At 69.3% G+C, this 16768-nt stretch carries 17 protein-coding genes; 8 read left to right on the forward strand and 9 right to left on the reverse strand.

Translation table 11 applies throughout. From position 1 onward, the window contains the following. Window positions 1-102 precede the first annotated feature (102 nt). The 4 genes from AB0H88_RS46940 to AB0H88_RS46955 all read right to left on the reverse strand — a co-directional run bounded on the left by AB0H88_RS46940 (window position 103) and on the right by AB0H88_RS46955 (window position 4222). Window positions 103-876 carry a MerR family transcriptional regulator gene (locus AB0H88_RS46940; protein ID WP_357655983.1) on the reverse strand — a complete coding sequence of 258 codons (774 nt, stop codon included), beginning with the start codon at window positions 874-876 and terminating at the stop codon, window positions 103-105. Between the two features lie 23 nt (window positions 877-899). Beyond that, window positions 900-1787, reverse strand: a complete 888-nt coding sequence (locus AB0H88_RS46945) for an alpha/beta hydrolase (RefSeq protein ID WP_357655985.1) — start codon at window positions 1785-1787, stop codon at window positions 900-902. A 107-nt stretch (window positions 1788-1894) separates the two neighbouring features. Continuing rightward, window positions 1895-3118, reverse strand: a complete 1224-nt coding sequence (locus AB0H88_RS46950) for a cytochrome P450 (RefSeq protein ID WP_357655986.1) — start codon at window positions 3116-3118, stop codon at window positions 1895-1897. A gap of 162 nt (window positions 3119-3280) precedes the next feature. After that, the gene (locus AB0H88_RS46955) at window positions 3281-4222 is read right to left on the reverse strand and encodes an RNA polymerase sigma-70 factor (protein ID WP_357655988.1); all 942 of its coding nucleotides are present in this window, start codon (window positions 4220-4222) and stop codon (window positions 3281-3283) included. A 201-nt stretch (window positions 4223-4423) separates the two neighbouring features. On the opposite strand from AB0H88_RS46955, the gene AB0H88_RS46960 reads away from it, so the two are divergent. Both AB0H88_RS46960 and AB0H88_RS46965 read left to right on the forward strand, forming a co-directional pair. Next, entirely contained in the window at window positions 4424-4609 is a 186-nt protein-coding gene (locus tag AB0H88_RS46960) for a hypothetical protein (protein WP_357655990.1), read from the forward strand. A 123-nt stretch (window positions 4610-4732) separates the two neighbouring features. Then, entirely contained in the window at window positions 4733-5965 is a 1233-nt protein-coding gene (locus AB0H88_RS46965) for a glycosyltransferase (RefSeq protein WP_357655991.1), read from the forward strand. A 32-nt stretch (window positions 5966-5997) separates the two neighbouring features. On the opposite strand, the gene AB0H88_RS46970 is transcribed toward AB0H88_RS46965, so the two are convergent. Then, window positions 5998-6780 carry a helix-turn-helix domain-containing protein gene (locus AB0H88_RS46970; RefSeq protein ID WP_357655993.1) on the reverse strand — a complete coding sequence of 261 codons (783 nt, stop codon included), beginning with the start codon at window positions 6778-6780 and terminating at the stop codon, window positions 5998-6000. 256 nt (window positions 6781-7036) lie between these two features. Between AB0H88_RS46970 and AB0H88_RS46975 the strand changes: the two genes are divergently transcribed. Further along, window positions 7037-8266, forward strand: a complete 1230-nt coding sequence (locus AB0H88_RS46975; protein WP_357655994.1) for a serine hydrolase domain-containing protein — start codon at window positions 7037-7039, stop codon at window positions 8264-8266. Window positions 8267-8315: 49 nt separating this feature from the next. Continuing rightward, on the forward strand, window positions 8316-9443 hold the full coding sequence (locus tag AB0H88_RS46980; protein ID WP_357655996.1) for a hypothetical protein: 1128 nt from the start codon (window positions 8316-8318) through the stop codon (window positions 9441-9443). Window positions 9444-9566: 123 nt separating this feature from the next. Here the strand turns inward: AB0H88_RS46980 and AB0H88_RS46985 are convergent, their stop codons facing one another. Both AB0H88_RS46985 and AB0H88_RS46990 read right to left on the reverse strand, forming a co-directional pair. Continuing rightward, entirely contained in the window at window positions 9567-9806 is a 240-nt protein-coding gene (locus AB0H88_RS46985; RefSeq protein WP_357655997.1) for a type II toxin-antitoxin system RelE/ParE family toxin, read from the reverse strand. Beyond that, window positions 9803-10117 carry a type II toxin-antitoxin system Phd/YefM family antitoxin gene (locus AB0H88_RS46990; RefSeq protein WP_357655999.1) on the reverse strand — a complete coding sequence of 105 codons (315 nt, stop codon included), beginning with the start codon at window positions 10115-10117 and terminating at the stop codon, window positions 9803-9805. The genes AB0H88_RS46985 and AB0H88_RS46990 overlap by 4 nt, the downstream gene beginning before the upstream one ends. A 159-nt stretch (window positions 10118-10276) precedes the next feature. Between AB0H88_RS46990 and AB0H88_RS46995 the strand changes: the two genes are divergently transcribed. Continuing rightward, a complete protein-coding gene (locus AB0H88_RS46995) occupies window positions 10277-11308 on the forward strand; it encodes a nitronate monooxygenase (protein ID WP_357656000.1) in 1032 nt (343 codons plus the stop codon). 144 nt (window positions 11309-11452) lie between these two features. Here the strand turns inward: AB0H88_RS46995 and AB0H88_RS47000 are convergent, their stop codons facing one another. Next, complete coding sequence (locus AB0H88_RS47000) at window positions 11453-12529, reverse strand: LacI family DNA-binding transcriptional regulator (protein ID WP_357656001.1); 1077 nt, start codon at window positions 12527-12529, stop codon at window positions 11453-11455. Between the two features lie 148 nt (window positions 12530-12677). On the opposite strand from AB0H88_RS47000, the gene AB0H88_RS47005 reads away from it, so the two are divergent. From AB0H88_RS47005 to AB0H88_RS47015, 3 genes are read left to right on the forward strand one after another with little or no spacing between them, the layout of a single operon-like run. Further along, entirely contained in the window at window positions 12678-14039 is a 1362-nt protein-coding gene (locus AB0H88_RS47005) for an extracellular solute-binding protein (protein ID WP_357656002.1), read from the forward strand. Window positions 14040-14044: 5 nt separating this feature from the next. Further along, window positions 14045-14953 (forward strand): sugar ABC transporter permease, encoded by a 909-nt coding sequence (locus AB0H88_RS47010; protein ID WP_357656004.1) that lies wholly within the window; start codon window positions 14045-14047, stop codon window positions 14951-14953. Next, window positions 14950-15774 (forward strand): carbohydrate ABC transporter permease, encoded by an 825-nt coding sequence (locus AB0H88_RS47015; protein ID WP_357656006.1) that lies wholly within the window; start codon window positions 14950-14952, stop codon window positions 15772-15774. The genes AB0H88_RS47010 and AB0H88_RS47015 overlap by 4 nt, the downstream gene beginning before the upstream one ends. Before the next feature lie 91 nt (window positions 15775-15865). Here the strand turns inward: AB0H88_RS47015 and AB0H88_RS47020 are convergent, their stop codons facing one another. Then, the gene (locus tag AB0H88_RS47020; RefSeq protein WP_357656007.1) at window positions 15866-16642 is read right to left on the reverse strand and encodes an alpha/beta hydrolase; all 777 of its coding nucleotides are present in this window, start codon (window positions 16640-16642) and stop codon (window positions 15866-15868) included. Between the last annotated feature and the right edge of the window lie 126 nt (window positions 16643-16768).

The following is a 16768-nucleotide window of genomic DNA, read 5'->3' on the forward strand; positions in this document are numbered from 1 at the left end:
CCCGATTGCTGACAGGAACCGCATGTGGCATGAGTCACAGCGCAAGTAAGAAATCTACAATGTAAAGGCGCTCGTCTGGGGCGGCGAGGATCTCTTCGCCGCTCACATGGGGTTCACGCGCTCGAGCTTGGTCCAACCGGTCCAGCCTCGCTCCTTCAGCAGTTCGATCAGCCGGCGGGCCGACGGCACAGTGCCGAACGCCAGTGTGTCCATCAGCTTGACGAGCGGCGGTTCGATGTCGATGTCGTCGACGTAGTCCTCACCCTTCTCCTCGGCCAGCCGCGTGATGTAGGCGGCCAGCCTGTCAGCCAGCTCGTCCAGCCGCAGATCTCCGGCAGTCCGGTCAAGTGCCTGGCTCAGGGTGAGAAAGAAATCGATGAGCTGCGGGTCGGCGATCTGCTCCCGCTTGCGTGCCATCCACTCCGGGACTCTCTCGGGGGAGTGCGCGGCCAGCAGGATCCAGCCGTCGCGCTCGGCCTGGACGATCCGCTCGTCCACCCCGAGCGCGCGCAGCCGGTCGAGATACCCGACCACCTCCGGGGGCAGCGTCAAGCTGTCTCCGGCGGCGAGCCGGGCGATCCGCTCCCGGTGACGCTGTCGCTGCCGGATCTCCGCCCGCAGCCGCTTGTCGATGTCCGCGACCGCCGTGGCGAACTCCTCCTCGCCGGCCTGGAGCAGCTCGCGCACGCGCGCCAGCGGGACCCCGGCCTCGGTGAGGGTCCGGATCTTGATCAGTTCGACCGCGGCGCCGGCGTCGTACCTGCGGTAGCCGGAGCGGTCCCGCTCCGGCTCCGGCAACAGCCCCTTGGCGTGGTAGTGCCGCACCGCGCGTACCGTCACTCCGGCGTAGGACGCCAGCTCGCCGATGGTCAGCATCAGAGCAGCCTTCCAGGAGTCGCTCAAGAAGTCGCCTGGCCGCCCGGGCGTCGCGTACTCCGGATGATCTGGGCGATTTCCGGGGCGTGGGTGAAGACCAGCTGGTGGTCGGCGTCGAGCCAGGACGTGACGAGGTGCGGCTGGTCGCGGACGAGCCGCTCGACACCGGCGCGCCAGTTCTGGTTGAACCGCGGCGCGTGCCCTTCGCCGCTGTCGCCGGCCATCGAGGTCGACATGATCAGACTGATGGGCCGGTCGATCTTCCTGTACCGGTCGAGGATCCTGGACCGAACCGTGTCTATCTCGATGTTCAGGTCGAGAATCTCCTGGGCGGTGAGCAGCACCTGGCGCGCGGTGCCCCGCTCGCTCTCCTGCCGCGTCGCCAGGTCCTCCCACATGGCGCGAAACTCCGGCAGGAGGGTCTCGGTGAGGAACGGTTCGGGCACCGGGTTCGCCCCGTCGATGAGAACAAGCTCGGCGACGGTGCCGGGATGCTCGGCGGCATAGTGTACGGCCAGGTCCGCGCCCAGTGAGTAACCGACGAGCGTGGGCGCCGAATCCGGGTCGAGGCGTCCCAGCTCCGCCATCACGGCGGCCAGATCACTGAGGAACGCCTCGAAGGAGTACCGGTCGGCGGCCGAGGCGAGGCCATGGCCCCGAAGGTCGAAGGTCAGCACGTCGTGGTCGCGCCGGAGCAGTTCGGCCAGCTCGTGCAGGCCGGCCTGGGTCGAGTTCAGCCCGGGGCACAGGACCAGCGGTCGTCCCTGGCCACCGCGAGTCACCGGGAGCGTGACGCCGTCGTGGCGGATCGTGAAGTGCCGCATGGTCCTGTCGTCTCTCGCCGTCTGCTGCGCGTCGCCGTACGACTCGCGCAGCCCGGTGACCTCGTTCGCACTGGTCTTTTCGGTCATGCCACCATGCTGAGACATTGACCCTGCGTCAGGGTCAATGGTCGCGCGACATGTTCACTCCGGCAGGATGGAGCCGGTGTCGGCTTTGGTCCGCCTCATTGTCCTGCTCACCAGGTGACCGGGAGTTCGTCGGCGCCGTAGATGACGGCGTCCGCCTTGAACGGCAGGTCCTCGACCGGTATGGCGAGCCGCAGGGTGGGGATGCGGCGGAACAGCGTGTCGAAGACGATCTGCAGTTCCATCCGGGCCAGGTTCTGGCCGAGGCACTGGTGCGGTCCGAACCCGAAGGCGACGTGGTGGCGGGCCCCGCGCTCGACATCCAGTTCGGCCGGATCCCTGAATACCGCCGGGTCCCAGTTGGCCGACAGCATCGAGACGATGACGCCCTCACCGGCCTTGATGCTCACCCCGCCGATCTCCACGTCTTCGGTGGCCAGCCGGGAGGTGACCCCGTCGGCGATGGTGAAGTAGCGCAGCAGTTCCTCCACGGCCATGGGCGTCTTGTCCGGGTCGGCCGTGATCAGGGCCAGTTGCTCCGGATGGGTGAGCAGCCCGACCACGCCGAGCGAGATCATGTTCGCCGTGGTCTCGTGTCCGGCGGTCAGCAGCAGGAAGGCCAGGCTCACCAGGCCTGCGTGGTCACCGGTGCCCTCCTGGCGTTGCCGGGCGATCTGCCGGCCGAACAGATCGTCACCGGGTTCGGACTCCTTGCGGGTGACCAGGTCGTCGATATAGGCGCGCAGTTCGGCGAAGGCTCGCCGGCGCTCCTCCAGCGAGGTCCGGCGCACCATCATGGTGGTGCGGCTTTGGAAGAAGTCGTGGTCGGCGTAGGGGACGCCGAGCAGTTCGCAGATCACCAGGGAGGGCACCGGCAGGGACAGCGCCCGCACCAGGTCGACCGGGTGCTGGTCGGCGGCGAGCAGGTCGTCGATGAAGTGGTCGACGATGTCCTGAATGCGCGGGCGCAGCGCGGCCAGGCGCTTCACGGTGAACTCGCCGATCACCGAGCGGCGGGCCGCGGAGTGTTCCGCGCCGTCCATGCCGAGCATCAACGGCGGCTGGCTGCGGAGCTGCCGCAGGGTCGCCGCATCGAGGGTGAAGAGCGGCCAGCCGTCCTTGCGCTTGTCGGAGGAGAAGCGGGGGTCGGCGAGGATGGCACGGGCCTGCTCATGCCCGGACACCCACCACGCCTCGCCGCCGCTGGTCATGCGGATCTTGCTGATCGGCGCCTGCTCGCGCAGTCGCTCGTAGGCGGCGGGCGGGGCGAACGGGCAGCCACGCTCGACCGGCAGCTTCAGGTCGGCGAGTTCATCGGCGACGCTCTTCGTCATGAATGACCTCCAGTAATAGATTTGACGGGGTTTGTTCTGCTGGTGGCGGCGTCGGGAGCGCCCGCACCGGGTTCTCGAACGGTCGTACCGTCTTGTGCGGGACGAGAGCCTCTTGCGGTGCCACGGTCGGTTCAGGTCACTCCGAGGCCGCGGGCCGGCTCGTCACCGGTGGGTGAGCGGGGTCTCGGATGCGATGCGGGTCAGCTTCTGCGGGTTGCGGACGTAGTAGAGGCCGGTGATGCGGGCGTCCTGGACCTGGATCGCTATGACGCCGTCGATCTCGCCGTCCACCCGAAGGACGAGTGCCGGGTTGCCGTTGACCACGGTGGGGTCGCTGGTGAGCGCGACTTGGGCCTTGCCCAGGCCGCCGACGATGAAGCGGGCCGCCTTCTCTGCGCCGGTGATCGGCCGGGGCGCGGCCTGCTTGACGCCGCCGCCGTCGCTGATGAGGACGACCTCGGGGGCGAGGACGTCGAGCAGGCCCTGCAGGTCCCTGGTTTCGAGCGCGCGCCGCAACGACTCCAGAGCCGCCCGGGCCTGGCCGGGGGAGACCACCTCGCGAGGGCGGCGGGCTTGGACGTGCAGGCGAGCGCGGTGCGCGATCTGGCGGACGGTCGCGGGACTCTTGCTGACGGCGGTCGCGATCTCGTCGTAACTGACCTCGAAGGCCTCGCGCAGGACGAACACGGCGCGCTCGGTCGGCGAGAGCGTCTCAAGGATGAGCATGAGCGCCATGGACACGCTCTCGGCGAGCTCGACGTTCTCGGCCACGTCCGGCGTGGTGAGCAGCGGCTCGGGGAGCCAGGGCCCGACATACGCCTCCTTGCGGCGCCTCAGGGTGCGCAGCCGGTCGAGCGAGCGCCGGGTGGTGATCCGGACCAGGTAGGCGCGCTGGTCCTGCACCTGCGCCAGGTCGACCTTCATCCACCGCAGCCAGGTTTCCTGGAGCACGTCTTCGGCGTCGGCCGCCGATCCGAGCATCTCGTAGGCGACGGTGAACAGCAGGTTGCGGTGGGTGACGAACGCCTCGGTGGCGGAGTCCATCTGGCCGTCGCCAGGGAGCGGCTCGGCTGTGCCCGCCGTTGGCTCGCTGCGCTCGTTCATAGCCGGCTCCTGCCTGTTCGCTTCTTCAACACGCACAAGACGCCGGCTCGCACCGCTGTGTGACACCCGTTATCGGTGGCGTACGTCACATGACCCGCCCCTGTGGGTGCTCCGGTCAAGGCTTCTACTCGATGATCCAGCAGGCCTACACCGACCGGCTCAGGACCTGGGCAGACTGGCAGGACCTTTCGGCGGAGGCTCATGGCGAGCTCGATCGGCGTGAACATGATGCATGAGCTCGACACCGAGCCCGGGGATCGGCGGTGGCCGCCCAGTCGTTCCACGTCTCCCGGATCCTCTCGCCGGCCGGCGAGGACGACGAGGACGGGGGTGATCACCGACCCCGACGAGGGCGTGGCCGCGCTGCGTGAGATCGACTGGGAGTGAAAGGAGGGATATCCGCTCCCTCACTTCCAACCTATAGCGCATGGGGGGCCTTGCCACAAGACCCCGGTCATGCCGCACAATCACCCGTCGACGCCGGAACGTACGGAAAGCGGGGGTCGTGGAATGCGCGTTGTGTTGGTGACCTATGGGTCGCGCGGGGACGTCGAGCCGATGACGGGGCTGGCGCTGCGGCTACAGGCTCTCGGCGCCGAGGTGCGGGTGTGCGCGCCGCCGGACTTCGCCGAGCTGCTGGACGGCATCGGCGTGCCGCTGACTCCCCTCGGCTGGCCGATCCGCGCGCTGGCGACGGGGGCGGTCCCCGGCAAGACGAGCCTGTCCGACATCGCCGCCGATCTGATCGCCATGGCCTACGAGGCGGTCGCCGGAGTGGCCGAGGGCGGCGCCGCGGTGGTGGCCACCGGCTCGTTCCCGGCCGTGGCCGGTGCGCGGGCGGCGGCCGAGAAGCTGGGCGTGCCCTATGTGTTCACGTCATTCTCCCCGAGCTACCTGCCGTCGCCACATCAGCGGCCCCGCCCTTGGCCGGGTCAGGAGGTTCCCGCGGAGGTGAGCGACAACCGGGCGCTGTGGGACCTGCACGCCGAGCACATGAAGGCGCTGTTCGGCGAGGTGATCAACACCCATCGGTCCTCGATCGGCCTGCCGCCGGTGGACGGCATCCGCGACCTTGTCTTCACCGACCACCCGTTCCTGGCGGCCGACCCGGTCCTGGGCCCGTGGCAGGAGACGCCGGATCTCGACGTGGTACAGACCGGCGCGTGGATGCGCCCGGACGAGCGTCCGCTTCCGGCCGATCTGGCGGCGTTCCTGGCCGCTGGTGCGGAGCCGGTGTACGTGGGCTTCGGCAGCATGCTCATGCGGGGCGCGAGCGCGCAGGAGGTCTCCCAGGCCGTCATCCAAGCGGTCCGGACGCAGGGTCGCCGCGTCCTGATCGGGAGCGGCTGGGCCGACCTGGCGCTGATCGACGAGCGGGACGACTGCTTCGTGGTCGGCGACGTCAACCATCAGGCGCTGTTCGGCCGGGTGGCGGCGGTCGTGCACCACGGCGGGGCGGGCACCACGGCGACGGCGGCTCGTGCCGGGGCGCCGCAGGTGATCGTGCCCCAGGTCGCCGACCAGCCGTACTGGGCCGGCCGGGTGACCGAGCTGGGCATCGGCACGGGACACGACGGTCCGACGCCGACCGCCGAGTCCCTGTCGGCCGCACTCAAGATCGCCTTGGCCCCCGAGACCGGTGCCCGCGCGGCCGTCGTGGCCGAGACGGTCCGCACCGACGGGGCGGAGCTGGCCGCTCGGCATCTGCTCGACATGATCAGCCGGGTCGGGTCCGCACGCTGATCCCCGCTCGACACCGCCATCAAGCAGAGCGGTCAAGCCCGCTTGTCTTCTCGGTCCAGGTACGCGCGTTCGTCCCGTGTGGTCAGCGTGTCCGGGTACGGGGCGCTCCGGGCGGGATGGGTCTGCAGCCACTGCTCCATGACCTGCCGGAAGGCTCCGCTCAGGAGGAGAAGAAGGTCGGCGGATGACTCGAAGCGGGCGCCGGCCGGGGTCGCGACCCCGAGAATCTCGGCTCCGCGCTGCGATGCGAGGGCCAGGGTGTCGTTCATCTGCAGAGCTGCGCGGAGCGTCCCGAGCCAGATCTGATCGTCGATGACATAGCGTTCGCGGCGCGCGCCGGGAGCCCGTTCCCGGCTGAGCATTCCCTGCTGTTCGAGGAAGGCGATGGCGTGCGAGATCGACGCCGGGCTGACGCGGAGCCGCGCGACCAGGTCGGCGGCGGTGAGAGCGCCGGAGTCGGTGATGTACAGGCAGGCCAGCACTCTGGCCTCCATCCGAGGCAGGCCCTGCTCAACCAGGAGAGCGGTGAAGGACTCCGTGAAGTCCCGCACCGCTCGGGGATCACGCCCATGGCCGGTCTCGGGGATGGGCGGGGCAGGAGGCTGAGCCTGTTTGCGCCGGCGCGCACGATGTCGTGTGGCCTCATGCGCCCGGTCCGCCCCGTAATCGTCGGGTCCGCCGTTGCGGGTGACCTCCCGCATGATGGTCGAGGCGGGCCGCCCTAGACGCCGGCCGATCTCCGCGTATCCGAGTCCCTCGGCCAGCGCCGCAGCGATGTGCTGACGGTCCTCATTGGTGAGCCTGCCTCCGGGCATCGGTGCTCGTCTCCTATCTACCGGCATGTGCGGAGCTCTGCGGCCGCACGCCCGCTGCACAGTATGCATTCACTCGCAGTCCATTGCAATGCAAAACGATCATTCATTGCATTCAGTCCCATTCTCATTGCAAAGAAAGCCTGTTATGCGGGATAGATGGGCAGCGCTAGCTCACAATCTCTGTTGACTGATTAGTGAACGCAATGTACTGTCACAGACATTCGGAGATTCCTGAACGATATGAAGGAGATTGATCATGGAAACTGGCAAGAGCGGCTTGTCCGAGGCGGGGCTGCGCAGATTGCGTGAGGTGCTGGCGCGGCATGTCGAGTCCGGGAAGATTCCCGGCCTGGTCGCTCTGGTCGGCCGAGGCGGTGAGACGCACGTCGAGGCGCTCGGGACGATGCGCCATGACGGTGGCGCGCCGATGCGCCGCGACACCATCTTCCGGATGGCCTCGACGTCCAAGCCGGTGGCGATGGCGGCGGCGATGATCCTGCTGGATGAGTGCCGGCTGCGGCTGGACGACCCGGTGGATCGGTGGCTGCCCGAGCTCGCCGACCGGCAGGTACTGAAGCGCATCGACAGCCCGCTGGACGACACCGTGCCCGCGCGGCGGCCGATCACCGTACGGGACCTGCTGACCTCCACCTTCGGGCTCGGCATGGACATGACGGCGCTGGGCGCGCCGATCATGGGCGCGATCTTCGAGCGGGGGCTGACGCCCGACCTGCCGGAGCCGATGCCCGAGCCGGATGAGTGGATGCGCCGCCTGGGCGAGCTGCCGCTGATGCACCAGCCCGGAGAGCGCTGGCAGTACCAGATCAGCCACGATGTGCTCAGCGTGCTGGTCGCCAGAGTCACCGGCCAGTCGTTCGAGGCGTTCCTGCGCGACCGCATCTTCGACCCGCTGGGCATGAAGGACACCGCCTTCCACGTGCCCGCCGACAAGATCGACCGGCTGCCGGCCCTCTACGCCCCCGACCCGCAGAGCGGAGAGTTCCACGTGTGGGACGAGGCCGAGGGGGGACGCTGGAGCAAGCCTCCGGCGTTCCAGGGCAGCGGCGGTGGCCTGGTCTCCACCGCCGACGACTACCACGCCTACTTCCAGATGCTCCTCAACGGCGGGACGTACGGGGGTGAACGGATCCTGTCGCGGCCCGCCGTCGAGCTGATGACCACCAACCGCCTCACCCCCGAGCAGCAAGCCGCCCGGCACGCCATGGCCACCAACAACGTCCACCTGTCCTTCGGCCAGGGCCAGCACGGCGGCTGGGGCTTCGGGATGGCGGTACGCACCTACCGCGGCGACTACGCCCCCATCGGCCAGTTCGGCTGGGACGGCGGAAGCGGCACCTCGACCTACGCCGACCCCGCCAACCAGCTCACCGGAATCCTGCTGACCCAGGTCGGGATGTCAGTCCCGAACTCGGCACAGCTCATCCACGACTTCTGGACCACCCTCTACCAGGCCATCGACGCCTGACACCGAGCCCGGTCTGATCGGGCACGTGCTCTCCGAGAAGACAACGGACATGAACCTGCCCACAGGCGGGTGGAAGATGCCTCTCACCGTGCATCACCATGCCTGGTTCCCTGGCCGGATCGCCGGGGGAGCGGCCCTGGTCGTCGCGCCCGTGGTGTGGTTCGCGGGGCTGCTCCTGCGGCATCTGGGCTTCGCCACGGCTGACTTCACCGCCGAGCAACTGACGCGCTTCGACCAGCAGCCGTTCGCCGCCATGGGGCAGATGGCCGCGTACGCCGGCAACCCCGCCCTGGTGACGGCCGGATATGCGTGTTTCGCCGTGGGCGCCATCTTGCTGTGCCCGGCCGTCATCACGCTCGCCCGGATCGTCGCCGCGAGATCGCCCAAACTCGCCTACCTGGGTGGCACCCTCCTGGTCCTGGGCCTGTTCTCCCGCCTTTACTGGGCGGGTGTCGACCAGACCGCGTTCCAGCTGATCGGGCGGCTCGGCCTCGAGCAGGCGACCCAGGTGGTGTTGGACACCTATGTCGAGACGTCGTATGGGCCGTGGCGGGTGCCCGTCACCGCGGCGTTCGGTCTGTACATCGGGACGTTCCTGCTGGCGATCGGAGCCCTGCGGTCGGGGACGTTCGGCGTGGGGCGCTTCGTGCTGTTCCTGTGGGCGGGCACGTTGTGGACCGGCGTGCTCAAGGAGAGCAGCCTCCTGAAGGGAGTCGTCTCCTCCGCTGTCCTGCCCCTGGTACTGGTTCCGCTCGGCGTCCAGGTGCTGCGCGATGTCGTGCCGGAGCTGCGCGTGGAGCGTTCTGCCGGGAGGGGCAGGCCCTGGTCCGAGACGCGGGGCAGAGCGGCTGACGCCGTGCCACTGGGAACCTCGTCAGCGGGCGGCGCGGCAACCACCACCCATTCTCCGCCCGGAACAGGCGTCGTGGACGCGTTCGCGGAGCCTCACACCTGCTGCAGTCCGATCATTCGCAGCATGTCGAGCGCCGTGGCTTCGGAAGATCCCGGCTCGGCCGAGTACACGAGCATGGTCTGGTGGCCGTCCGGGAGCAGCATGGTGTCGCCACGATCGACTACACCGCATTTCCCGACCTCGACGAGGCGACGCTCACCGCACGGATCGAGCAGGGCGGCGCGGCTCTGCGGGCGGCGGGCTTCGACGCGGTGCCGTGCCTGATCGGTACCCGGACGAGGCGGAAAAGACCGTCCGCGAACGGCTGCCGGAGGGGCCCTTCGGCCCGTGACACCTGATCGCCGACGGCCACTCACATGCGTGCGTTGCCTGCCTGTCAGCCCAGGGCTAGGTGTTGATCTCCAGCACCCAGATCGAGACGTGGTCGAGGTCGCGCGTGTAGACCAGGCGGAAGGTGTCGGTACGAAGCTCGAACGCGTCGGGGATGCCGCCGTACGGCACGGCCCCGAGCGGTTCGGGATCCTCGATGAGGTCAAGCAGTGCGTCTGCGATGGCGGCGCGCAGACCGGACGCCGCCTGGCGCAGGATGTCGCGTACCGCGAGATCGATGTGGAGGAGCCGTTTCAAGAGCGCTCACTGGGGGTCGGTAGGTCAAGGTCGGCATACAGGGCTTCCTTGCTGTCGTACGTCATCATCTCGCGCTCGCCGCGGGCGTGAGCGGCGATCGCTTCGGTGACGTGGCCGGCCTCCAGCTCCCGGCGGGCTCGTAGTAGTTCCTCATAGTCGGCTTCGGAGATGAGCACAGCGCGTTCGTGGCTGGATCGGCTGATGCGGGTGACGGCGTGGCCGTGGACAGCTCGGGCCACGAGGGTGCCGAGTTGGTTGCGGGCCTCGACGATTCCAAGGGCGTTGGGCTCCGCGGTGGTGTCAGGTGCCATGCGACCCACCTTACGCGCATGATGCGCGTCCTGCACGGGGTGCGCAGGGTGTACACATCGTCGCGGCCCTGCTGGGCGCGGGCGGCGGCTACACCGATTAACCTCGGAGCCGAGGGCGGCGAAGGGCCGGATCCGGCACCGGCAGGAGAGCAGGGCACGATGAACAGCGCACTGACCGCCATCGGCCTGTCCGTTCCCGTGCTGGCCGCACCCATGGCAGGCGGCGCCACCACGCCCCGGCTGGTCACGGCCGCCGCCGAAGCCGGCGGCCTCGGGTTGCTGGCCGGCGGCTACAAGCGCCCGGAGGCGCTCGCGGAGCAGATCGCCGAGGTACGAGCGGCCTCCGTTCCGTTCGGCGTCAACCTGTTCGCCCCCAATCCGATCCCGGCCGACCCCGCCGCCTACCGCCGCTACGCCCTCGCCATCCAGCCCGAAGCCGGCCGCTACGGACTCGACCTCGCCGAAGTCGCCCTCACCGAAGACGACGACCATTGGCGCGACAAGATAGACCTCCTCCTGGCCGACCCCGTCCCGCTGGCGAGCTTCACCTTCGGCATCCCGGATCCGGCGGTCATCAAGGCGCTGCGCGCCGCCGGCACGCTGATCACGCAGACGGTCACCTCGGCCGAAGAAGCGCTCCGCGCCGCCGACGCCGGTGCCGACCTCCTCGCCGTACAGGCCGGCGCGGCCGGCGGCCACTCGGGCACCCTCACCCCCGACCGCGTCCCCGCGGCGACGCCGATCACCCAGCTGTTGCGCGAAGTGGCCCACGTGACCGATCTCCCGCTCATCGCCGCAGGAGGTCTGGCCACCGCCGATGCCGTCGAAGAGGTCCTGCTGTCCGGCGCCGTGGCCGCCATGGTCGGCACCGTGCTGATCCGGGCCGACGAAAGCGGCGCCTCGAGAACGCACCAGGACGCTCTCGCCGACCCGGCCCGCGACCGGACGCTCGTCACCCGCGCGTTCACCGGCCGCCCCGCACGCGCGCTGCGCAACGCGTTCACCGACCGCTACGACCACCTCGCCCCGGCCGGCTACCCCGCGCTGCACCACCTGACCAGCCCACTGCGCAGAGCCGCGGCCGCCGCGGGTGACGCCGAACGCCTCCACCTGTGGGCCGGCACCGGTTACCGGCACGCATCGGCCGAGCCTGCGGTGCGCATCCTGGCCCGTCTTACGGCGAACCTGTAGCACTCTGTCAGTTCTCTCTGGGAGATGACTCGCGGTCAGCGGCGTCTGGGACCGCTTCGACCCTACCGACCCGGCTCCATCGCTGGAGACGCCGGCCGGCACCTGATCAACGACCGCGGGCCAGGACGCTTTCGAGCAGGAGCGTCAAGCCAGTGATGGCGAGACGGATTCGCGACTGCGGACCGGCATCGGGACCCGGTACACCTCGCCGGCCCGCTCGGTGTCCGCACGGTCGCGGTCGGTCTCGGTGAACAGCTCCATCTCGGTGAACAGCACGTCGACGGCCTTGCGGCCCAGTTCGTAGTGGGGCAGCGCCACGGTGGTCAGTTTGGGGCGCATCCACGAGGCGATGGGGTGGTCGTCGAAGGAGACGATGGAGACGTCCGCGGGCACCTTGAGCCCGATGTCGTCGAGTGCCTGGTAGGCGCCCATGGCGATGCGGTCGTTGAAGCAGATCAGCGCACGCGGCTGGGCGGTGCGCAGGAGGTCGCGCGTCGCGGTGAGACCGTATTCCGGCTGCCAGTCGGGACAGGTGCGAGCGCCCGCCACCTTGACTCCCGCCTCGCCGAGCGCTTCGCGGATGCCGACGAGCCGCTCCACCGCCGCGACGCTCTGCGTGGGTACGTCACGCAGGCGCGGGCCCGCGCCGATCAGGTAGATGTCGTCGCGGTGGCCGGCGTCCAGCAGGACGCGGGCCGCGCGGCGGCCGGCCTCGACCTCGTCGGGGATGACGGCGGGCAGGGGAGTGGGCTGCTTGGGCAGCGCGTTGAGCAGAACGGCGGGCGCGCCCGTGATGCCCTTGGGCACCTTGATGGACCTGGTGAACATCGAGGCCAGGATGAGCCCGTCGACCTGGCGGTCGTGCATGGCCTGGAGCAGGAGGCGTTCGAGCTCGGCGTCGCCTTCGGTCTCACCGATGAACAGCATGAAGCCGCGCTCACGGGCCGCCTCCAGCGCGCCCTTGATCATGTCGCCGGCCAGCCGGGAGGTGGCGACGGTGTCGGAGACGAAGCCGATCGTCCGGCTGGTGCCCGTACGCAGGCCAACGGAGACGATGTTGGGCCGGTACTGCAACTCCTCGGCGGCCCGCAGGACCCGCTGCTCGACATCCTGAGAGATGCGCAGCTCACGGCCGCGGCCGGACAGCACCAGCGAGGCGGTCGGGCGGGAGACACCGGCAGCCTTGGCCACATCGGCCAGCGTGACCCGTCGTGGGCTCACCCAGGACCTCCGATCGTCAAGGGAGTGTTACGGGGGGTTGACATCGTACGACGCGCGCCGTGAGACTATCGGGCGCTAACCCGATTTAGCAACGGAAAGCGGGACATCTGCCCGGTGCCGATCGTCCCAAGCAGCAGAGGAGATGCACATGGCTCGCCGAGTTCGCCCCGGCAGGTCCGGGGCCGCGCTTGTGATCGCCATGGGGACGCTGGCCGCCGCCTGCGCGGCTCCCGGCAGCGACAGCCCGCGACCCCAGGCCACCAGCGCGTCGACGATGTCCGCGGCGCCTGCCTGCGGCACCGCGCCCATCACCATGAACGGCTACTTCGAGACCGGCTTCCCGCTCCCCAAGGCGCTGACCACCGAGTTCACCAAGCAGCACCCGAACGTCACGTGGAACATCCGCGAGGACCAGTTCGCCGTCATCACCCAGAACGCCCCGCGCGTGCTGGCCGACAACCCGCCCGACCTGATGCGCCTGCCCCAGGTCTCCGAGCTGGTCAAGGACAACCTGCTGAAGAACCTGGACGGCTACGCGACGGCGTTCGGCTGGGGCAAGTGGCCGGCCTCGCAGCTCCAGCAACTGCGCCTGGGTCCGGGCGGACGGCCGCGCGGCGAGGGCTCGCTGTACGCCCTGGGCCTCAACTTCAGTATGACCGGCGTCTTCTACAACAAGAAGCTCGCCGCCCAGGTCGGGATGTCCGCGCCGCCCGCCACGCTGGCGGAGCTCGACGCGGTGCTGGCCAAGGCCAAGAGCGCGGGCATCACGCCCATCGTGCAGTTCAACGGCGGCGCCACCGGCGGCCTGGCCTTCCCGCTGCAGAACCTCATGGCCTCCTACGGACCGCCCCAGCCGATCAACGACTGGATCTTCCAGAAGCCCGGCGCCACCATCGACACCCCGTCGAACTTGCGGGCCGCCCAGCACCTGGAGCGGTGGATCAAGGCCGGCTACTTCCAGAAGGACGTCAACGCGGTCGACTACGCGACGATGATGAGCCGCTTCATCGGCGGCAAGGGTCTGTTCATGTTCGACGGCGACTGGGAGTCGGGCAACCTCGACAAGCAGATGGCGGGCAACGTCGGCTTCTCCCTGATGCCGCCGGTTCAGGCGGGCGGCAAGCGTGCCGCCATGTCGGCGCCTTTGACCTTCGGGATCGCCGCGAACGCGAAGAACGCCGACTGCGCCGCCTTCTTCCTCAACTGGGTGGCCACCGACAAGCGGGCCCGTGAGATCGGCGTGGAGGTCGGCGGATCCCGTCCGATGGGACCGGCCGACGCGTACATGCCCGCCGTCAAATCCGGCACGGTCACCGCCGGCACGCTGGCCGCGGGGGCGGACATCGCCAAGGACAACGGCGCGATGGACTTCATCGCCAACGCCACCGGCGCCATCTACGCCAAGAGCTGGACGCCCCAGCTGCAGAAACTCGTCGCAGGACAGCAGACACCGCAGGAACTGCTGAAGAGCGTCCAGGCCGACTACGCCGGTCAGCTCGAAGGGAACTGAGGCAGGTGGGACCCTCGCACCGGCGGCCGACCGTGGTCAAGCTGCGCGGCGCGCGCGGCTTGGCCGGCTGGCTGTTCCTCGCCCCGGCGCTCGCCTTCTACGCGGTGTTCGTCCTTCGCCCGATCGCCCTGACCGTCCAGTACTCGCTGTACGACTGGGACGGCATCGGCCCGTCCACCTGGGTCGGCCCGGCCAACTACGGCAAGGTCTTCACCGATCCAGACCTGTTCGACTCGCTGGTCAACGCCGTCAAGCTGATCGTGTTCTTCAGCGCGATCCCGGTCGTGCTGGGCCTGGCGATCGCCGCGACGATCCGGCGGATCGCCGCCAGCCGGCTCGCCCTGATAGCGCGGACCGTGCTGTTCCTGCCGCAGGTCATCCCGCTGGTGGCGGCCGGCATCGCGTGGAGCTGGCTGCTGGCCTCCACCGGTGTGATCAACCAGTTGCTCTCGCTCATCGGTCTGGGGGGAGTGACCCGGGCCTGGCTGGGCGACTTCGCCACCGCCCTGCCCGCGGTCGGCATGATCGGCGCGTGGGTGCTCCTCGGCCTGTGCACGCTCCTGCTCCTGGCCGGCATGAGCAAGATCGACCCGGCCCTGTACGAGGCCGCCCGGCTGGACGGCGCCGGGGCGTGGCGGGAGTTCGTCTCCATCACGGTGCCGAGCCTGCGGCAGGAGATCGCGGTCTGCGTCACCGTGACGGTGATCGCGGCCCTGGCGAGCTTCGACATCATCTACATCTCCACCCAGGGCGGTCCCGGCAACACGACCATGGTGCCCGGCCTGCAGATCTTCTACCTGGCCTTCTCCGAACGCGAGGTGGGCATGGCCTCGGCCCTGGCCGTGGTGCTCATGGTCCTCGTGATCGCCTGCGCCCTGCCCATCCAGTGGTTCGCGAAGGACGGCAACCGATGATCACCGCGTCGCGGGAAGCCTGGACCGGCAGGCTGCTGCTCGTCCTCATGATGGCGGTCACGCTGCTGCCGTTCCTCAGCCTGTTCGTCACCGCCCTGCACCCCTCGGGCAGCTACCCGGCTGGGCTGGCCTGGCCGGACCACCCGCAGTGGGGCAACTTCCCGCGCGCTTTCGAGGCCGCGAGGATGGGCGAGCTGCTGAAGTCGAGCGCCCTCATCGTGCTCGGCGTGGTCCCGATCTCCATCCTGCTGGGTACGATGGCCGGCTTCGCCATCGGCCACCTGCGCGTGATCGGCGGCCGGGTGATCTTCCTGCTGTTCGTGCTCGGCCTGACTCTCCCCTTCGAGGGCATCATCACGCCGCTGTACTACCAGATCCGCGACATGGGGCTGCTCAACACCCGCTGGGCCATCATCCTGCCGCTCATCGGCCTGTTCATGCCGTTCAGCGTCTTCTGGATGCGCGCCCACTTCGTCAACATGCCCGGGGAGCTGTCCGAGAGCGCGCGGATGGACGGCGCCAACGTGTGGCAGCTGTTCCGGCGCATCCACGTCCCCCTGGCCATGCCGGCGATCTCCTCCCTGGGCATTCTGCTGTTCCTGTGGACCTGGAACCAGTTCCTGCTGGCCATCGTCCTGGTCGACGATCCCACCAAACGCACGATGTCCGGGGCCCTGGGCGCCTTCCAGGGACAGTGGGGCACCGACATCCCGCTGTTGTGCGCCGGATCGCTGCTGATCCTGACGCCCACGCTGGTGATCTTCCTCATCTTCCAGCGTCACTTCGTCAAGGCCCTGCTCCAGGGCTCCTTGAAGGGCTGACCGCGATGCCCTTGCTCGGCCCGGCACGCTGGACCCGCCGGCACCACCGCCCCGATGCTCAAGCTCAGCGTCGACGCGATGACCATCTCGGTCATCCCGTGTGGATGAAGTCGCGGACGAGCTTCACGAACTCCGTCGGCCGCTCGGCCGTCACGTTGTGCCCGCTGTCCACTTCCGCGTACGAGGCACCCGGGATGGCGGCGGCCAGCTCGCGGGAGTACGCCACGGAGATCAGCGCGTCGTGGGCGCACCCGATCACCAGTGTCGGCGCCTGGACCTGCGGCAGCAGATCGCGGACGTCCAGCCGCAAGGCCAGATCGATCTGCCGGAGCCTGCCCGCATGGGGCCGATAGGCGCCGGCGAGCTCCTCCACGGCCGCCGGGCCGATGGAAGCCAGATGCTCACGGCTGTAGGCGATCAGCATCGTGTACCGCGCGAACGTGTCGCCATCACCGGCGAGATCGCGCCAGACGGTCAACGCGTTGCGGAGGTATGCATCGCCCCGTCCGGTCCAGCCCGCGACCAACACGACATTGCGCACCAAATCCGGTCGGACGGCGGCCAACGTGGCGACCACCGAAGCGCCCATGGAGTGCCCGACCACGTCGGCGGGCCCCGCCCCGAGATCGGAGATCACGGCTTCGAGCTGCTCGACGAGCAGCTCGACCGTGAGCTCGCCCCCGTCGTCCCGCGCCGCGTCGCTTCCCGAAAGATCCGGCAGCACCACCGTGCTGGTGCCCGTGAACGCCCCGGCCACGCCGTCCCAGGCCTTCGAGCCCGGACTGCCCCCGTGCACCAGTACGAGCGGGCGGCCTTCGCCCATCACCCGGTACGGCACGCGCGCGGCGCCCACTGTCAGCTCCCTCATGTCTGTCTCCCCTCTCACCTCTCATCGCTGGACACCAGGGACAATGCCAGGAGCGTGCGGCGATGAGGAGCGGAGCCGATTCCCTAGGATCGGCCCTCCTAGCGTGCGCGGCACGCGCAGTGGGCC

Source organism: Nonomuraea sp. NPDC050680, assembly GCF_040654555.1.
Taxonomy (GTDB): domain Bacteria; phylum Actinomycetota; class Actinomycetes; order Streptosporangiales; family Streptosporangiaceae; genus Nonomuraea.

Bases quoted from the DNA above. Each gene is read 5' to 3' on its own strand.
- AB0H88_RS46940 (WP_357655983.1), bottom strand. From the start codon at position 876: ATGCTGACCATCGGCGAGCTGGCGTCCTACGCCGGAGTGACGGTACGC.
- AB0H88_RS46945 (WP_357655985.1), bottom strand. From the start codon at position 1,787: ATGACCGAAAAGACCAGTGCGAACGAGGTCACCGGGCTGCGCGAGTCG.
- AB0H88_RS46950 (WP_357655986.1), bottom strand. From the start codon at position 3,118: ATGACGAAGAGCGTCGCCGATGAACTCGCCGACCTGAAGCTGCCGGTC.
- AB0H88_RS46955 (WP_357655988.1), bottom strand. From the start codon at position 4,222: ATGAACGAGCGCAGCGAGCCAACGGCGGGCACAGCCGAGCCGCTCCCT.
- AB0H88_RS46960 (WP_357655990.1), top strand. From the start codon at position 4,424: ATGGCGAGCTCGATCGGCGTGAACATGATGCATGAGCTCGACACCGAG.
- AB0H88_RS46965 (WP_357655991.1), top strand. From the start codon at position 4,733: ATGCGCGTTGTGTTGGTGACCTATGGGTCGCGCGGGGACGTCGAGCCG.
- AB0H88_RS46970 (WP_357655993.1), bottom strand. From the start codon at position 6,780: ATGCCCGGAGGCAGGCTCACCAATGAGGACCGTCAGCACATCGCTGCG.
- AB0H88_RS46975 (WP_357655994.1), top strand. From the start codon at position 7,037: ATGGAAACTGGCAAGAGCGGCTTGTCCGAGGCGGGGCTGCGCAGATTG.
- AB0H88_RS46980 (WP_357655996.1), top strand. From the start codon at position 8,316: ATGAACCTGCCCACAGGCGGGTGGAAGATGCCTCTCACCGTGCATCAC.
- AB0H88_RS46990 (WP_357655999.1), bottom strand. From the start codon at position 10,117: ATGGCACCTGACACCACCGCGGAGCCCAACGCCCTTGGAATCGTCGAG.
- AB0H88_RS46995 (WP_357656000.1), top strand. From the start codon at position 10,277: ATGAACAGCGCACTGACCGCCATCGGCCTGTCCGTTCCCGTGCTGGCC.
- AB0H88_RS47005 (WP_357656002.1), top strand. From the start codon at position 12,678: ATGGCTCGCCGAGTTCGCCCCGGCAGGTCCGGGGCCGCGCTTGTGATC.
- AB0H88_RS47015 (WP_357656006.1), top strand. From the start codon at position 14,950: ATGATCACCGCGTCGCGGGAAGCCTGGACCGGCAGGCTGCTGCTCGTC.
- AB0H88_RS47020 (WP_357656007.1), bottom strand. From the start codon at position 16,642: ATGAGGGAGCTGACAGTGGGCGCCGCGCGCGTGCCGTACCGGGTGATG.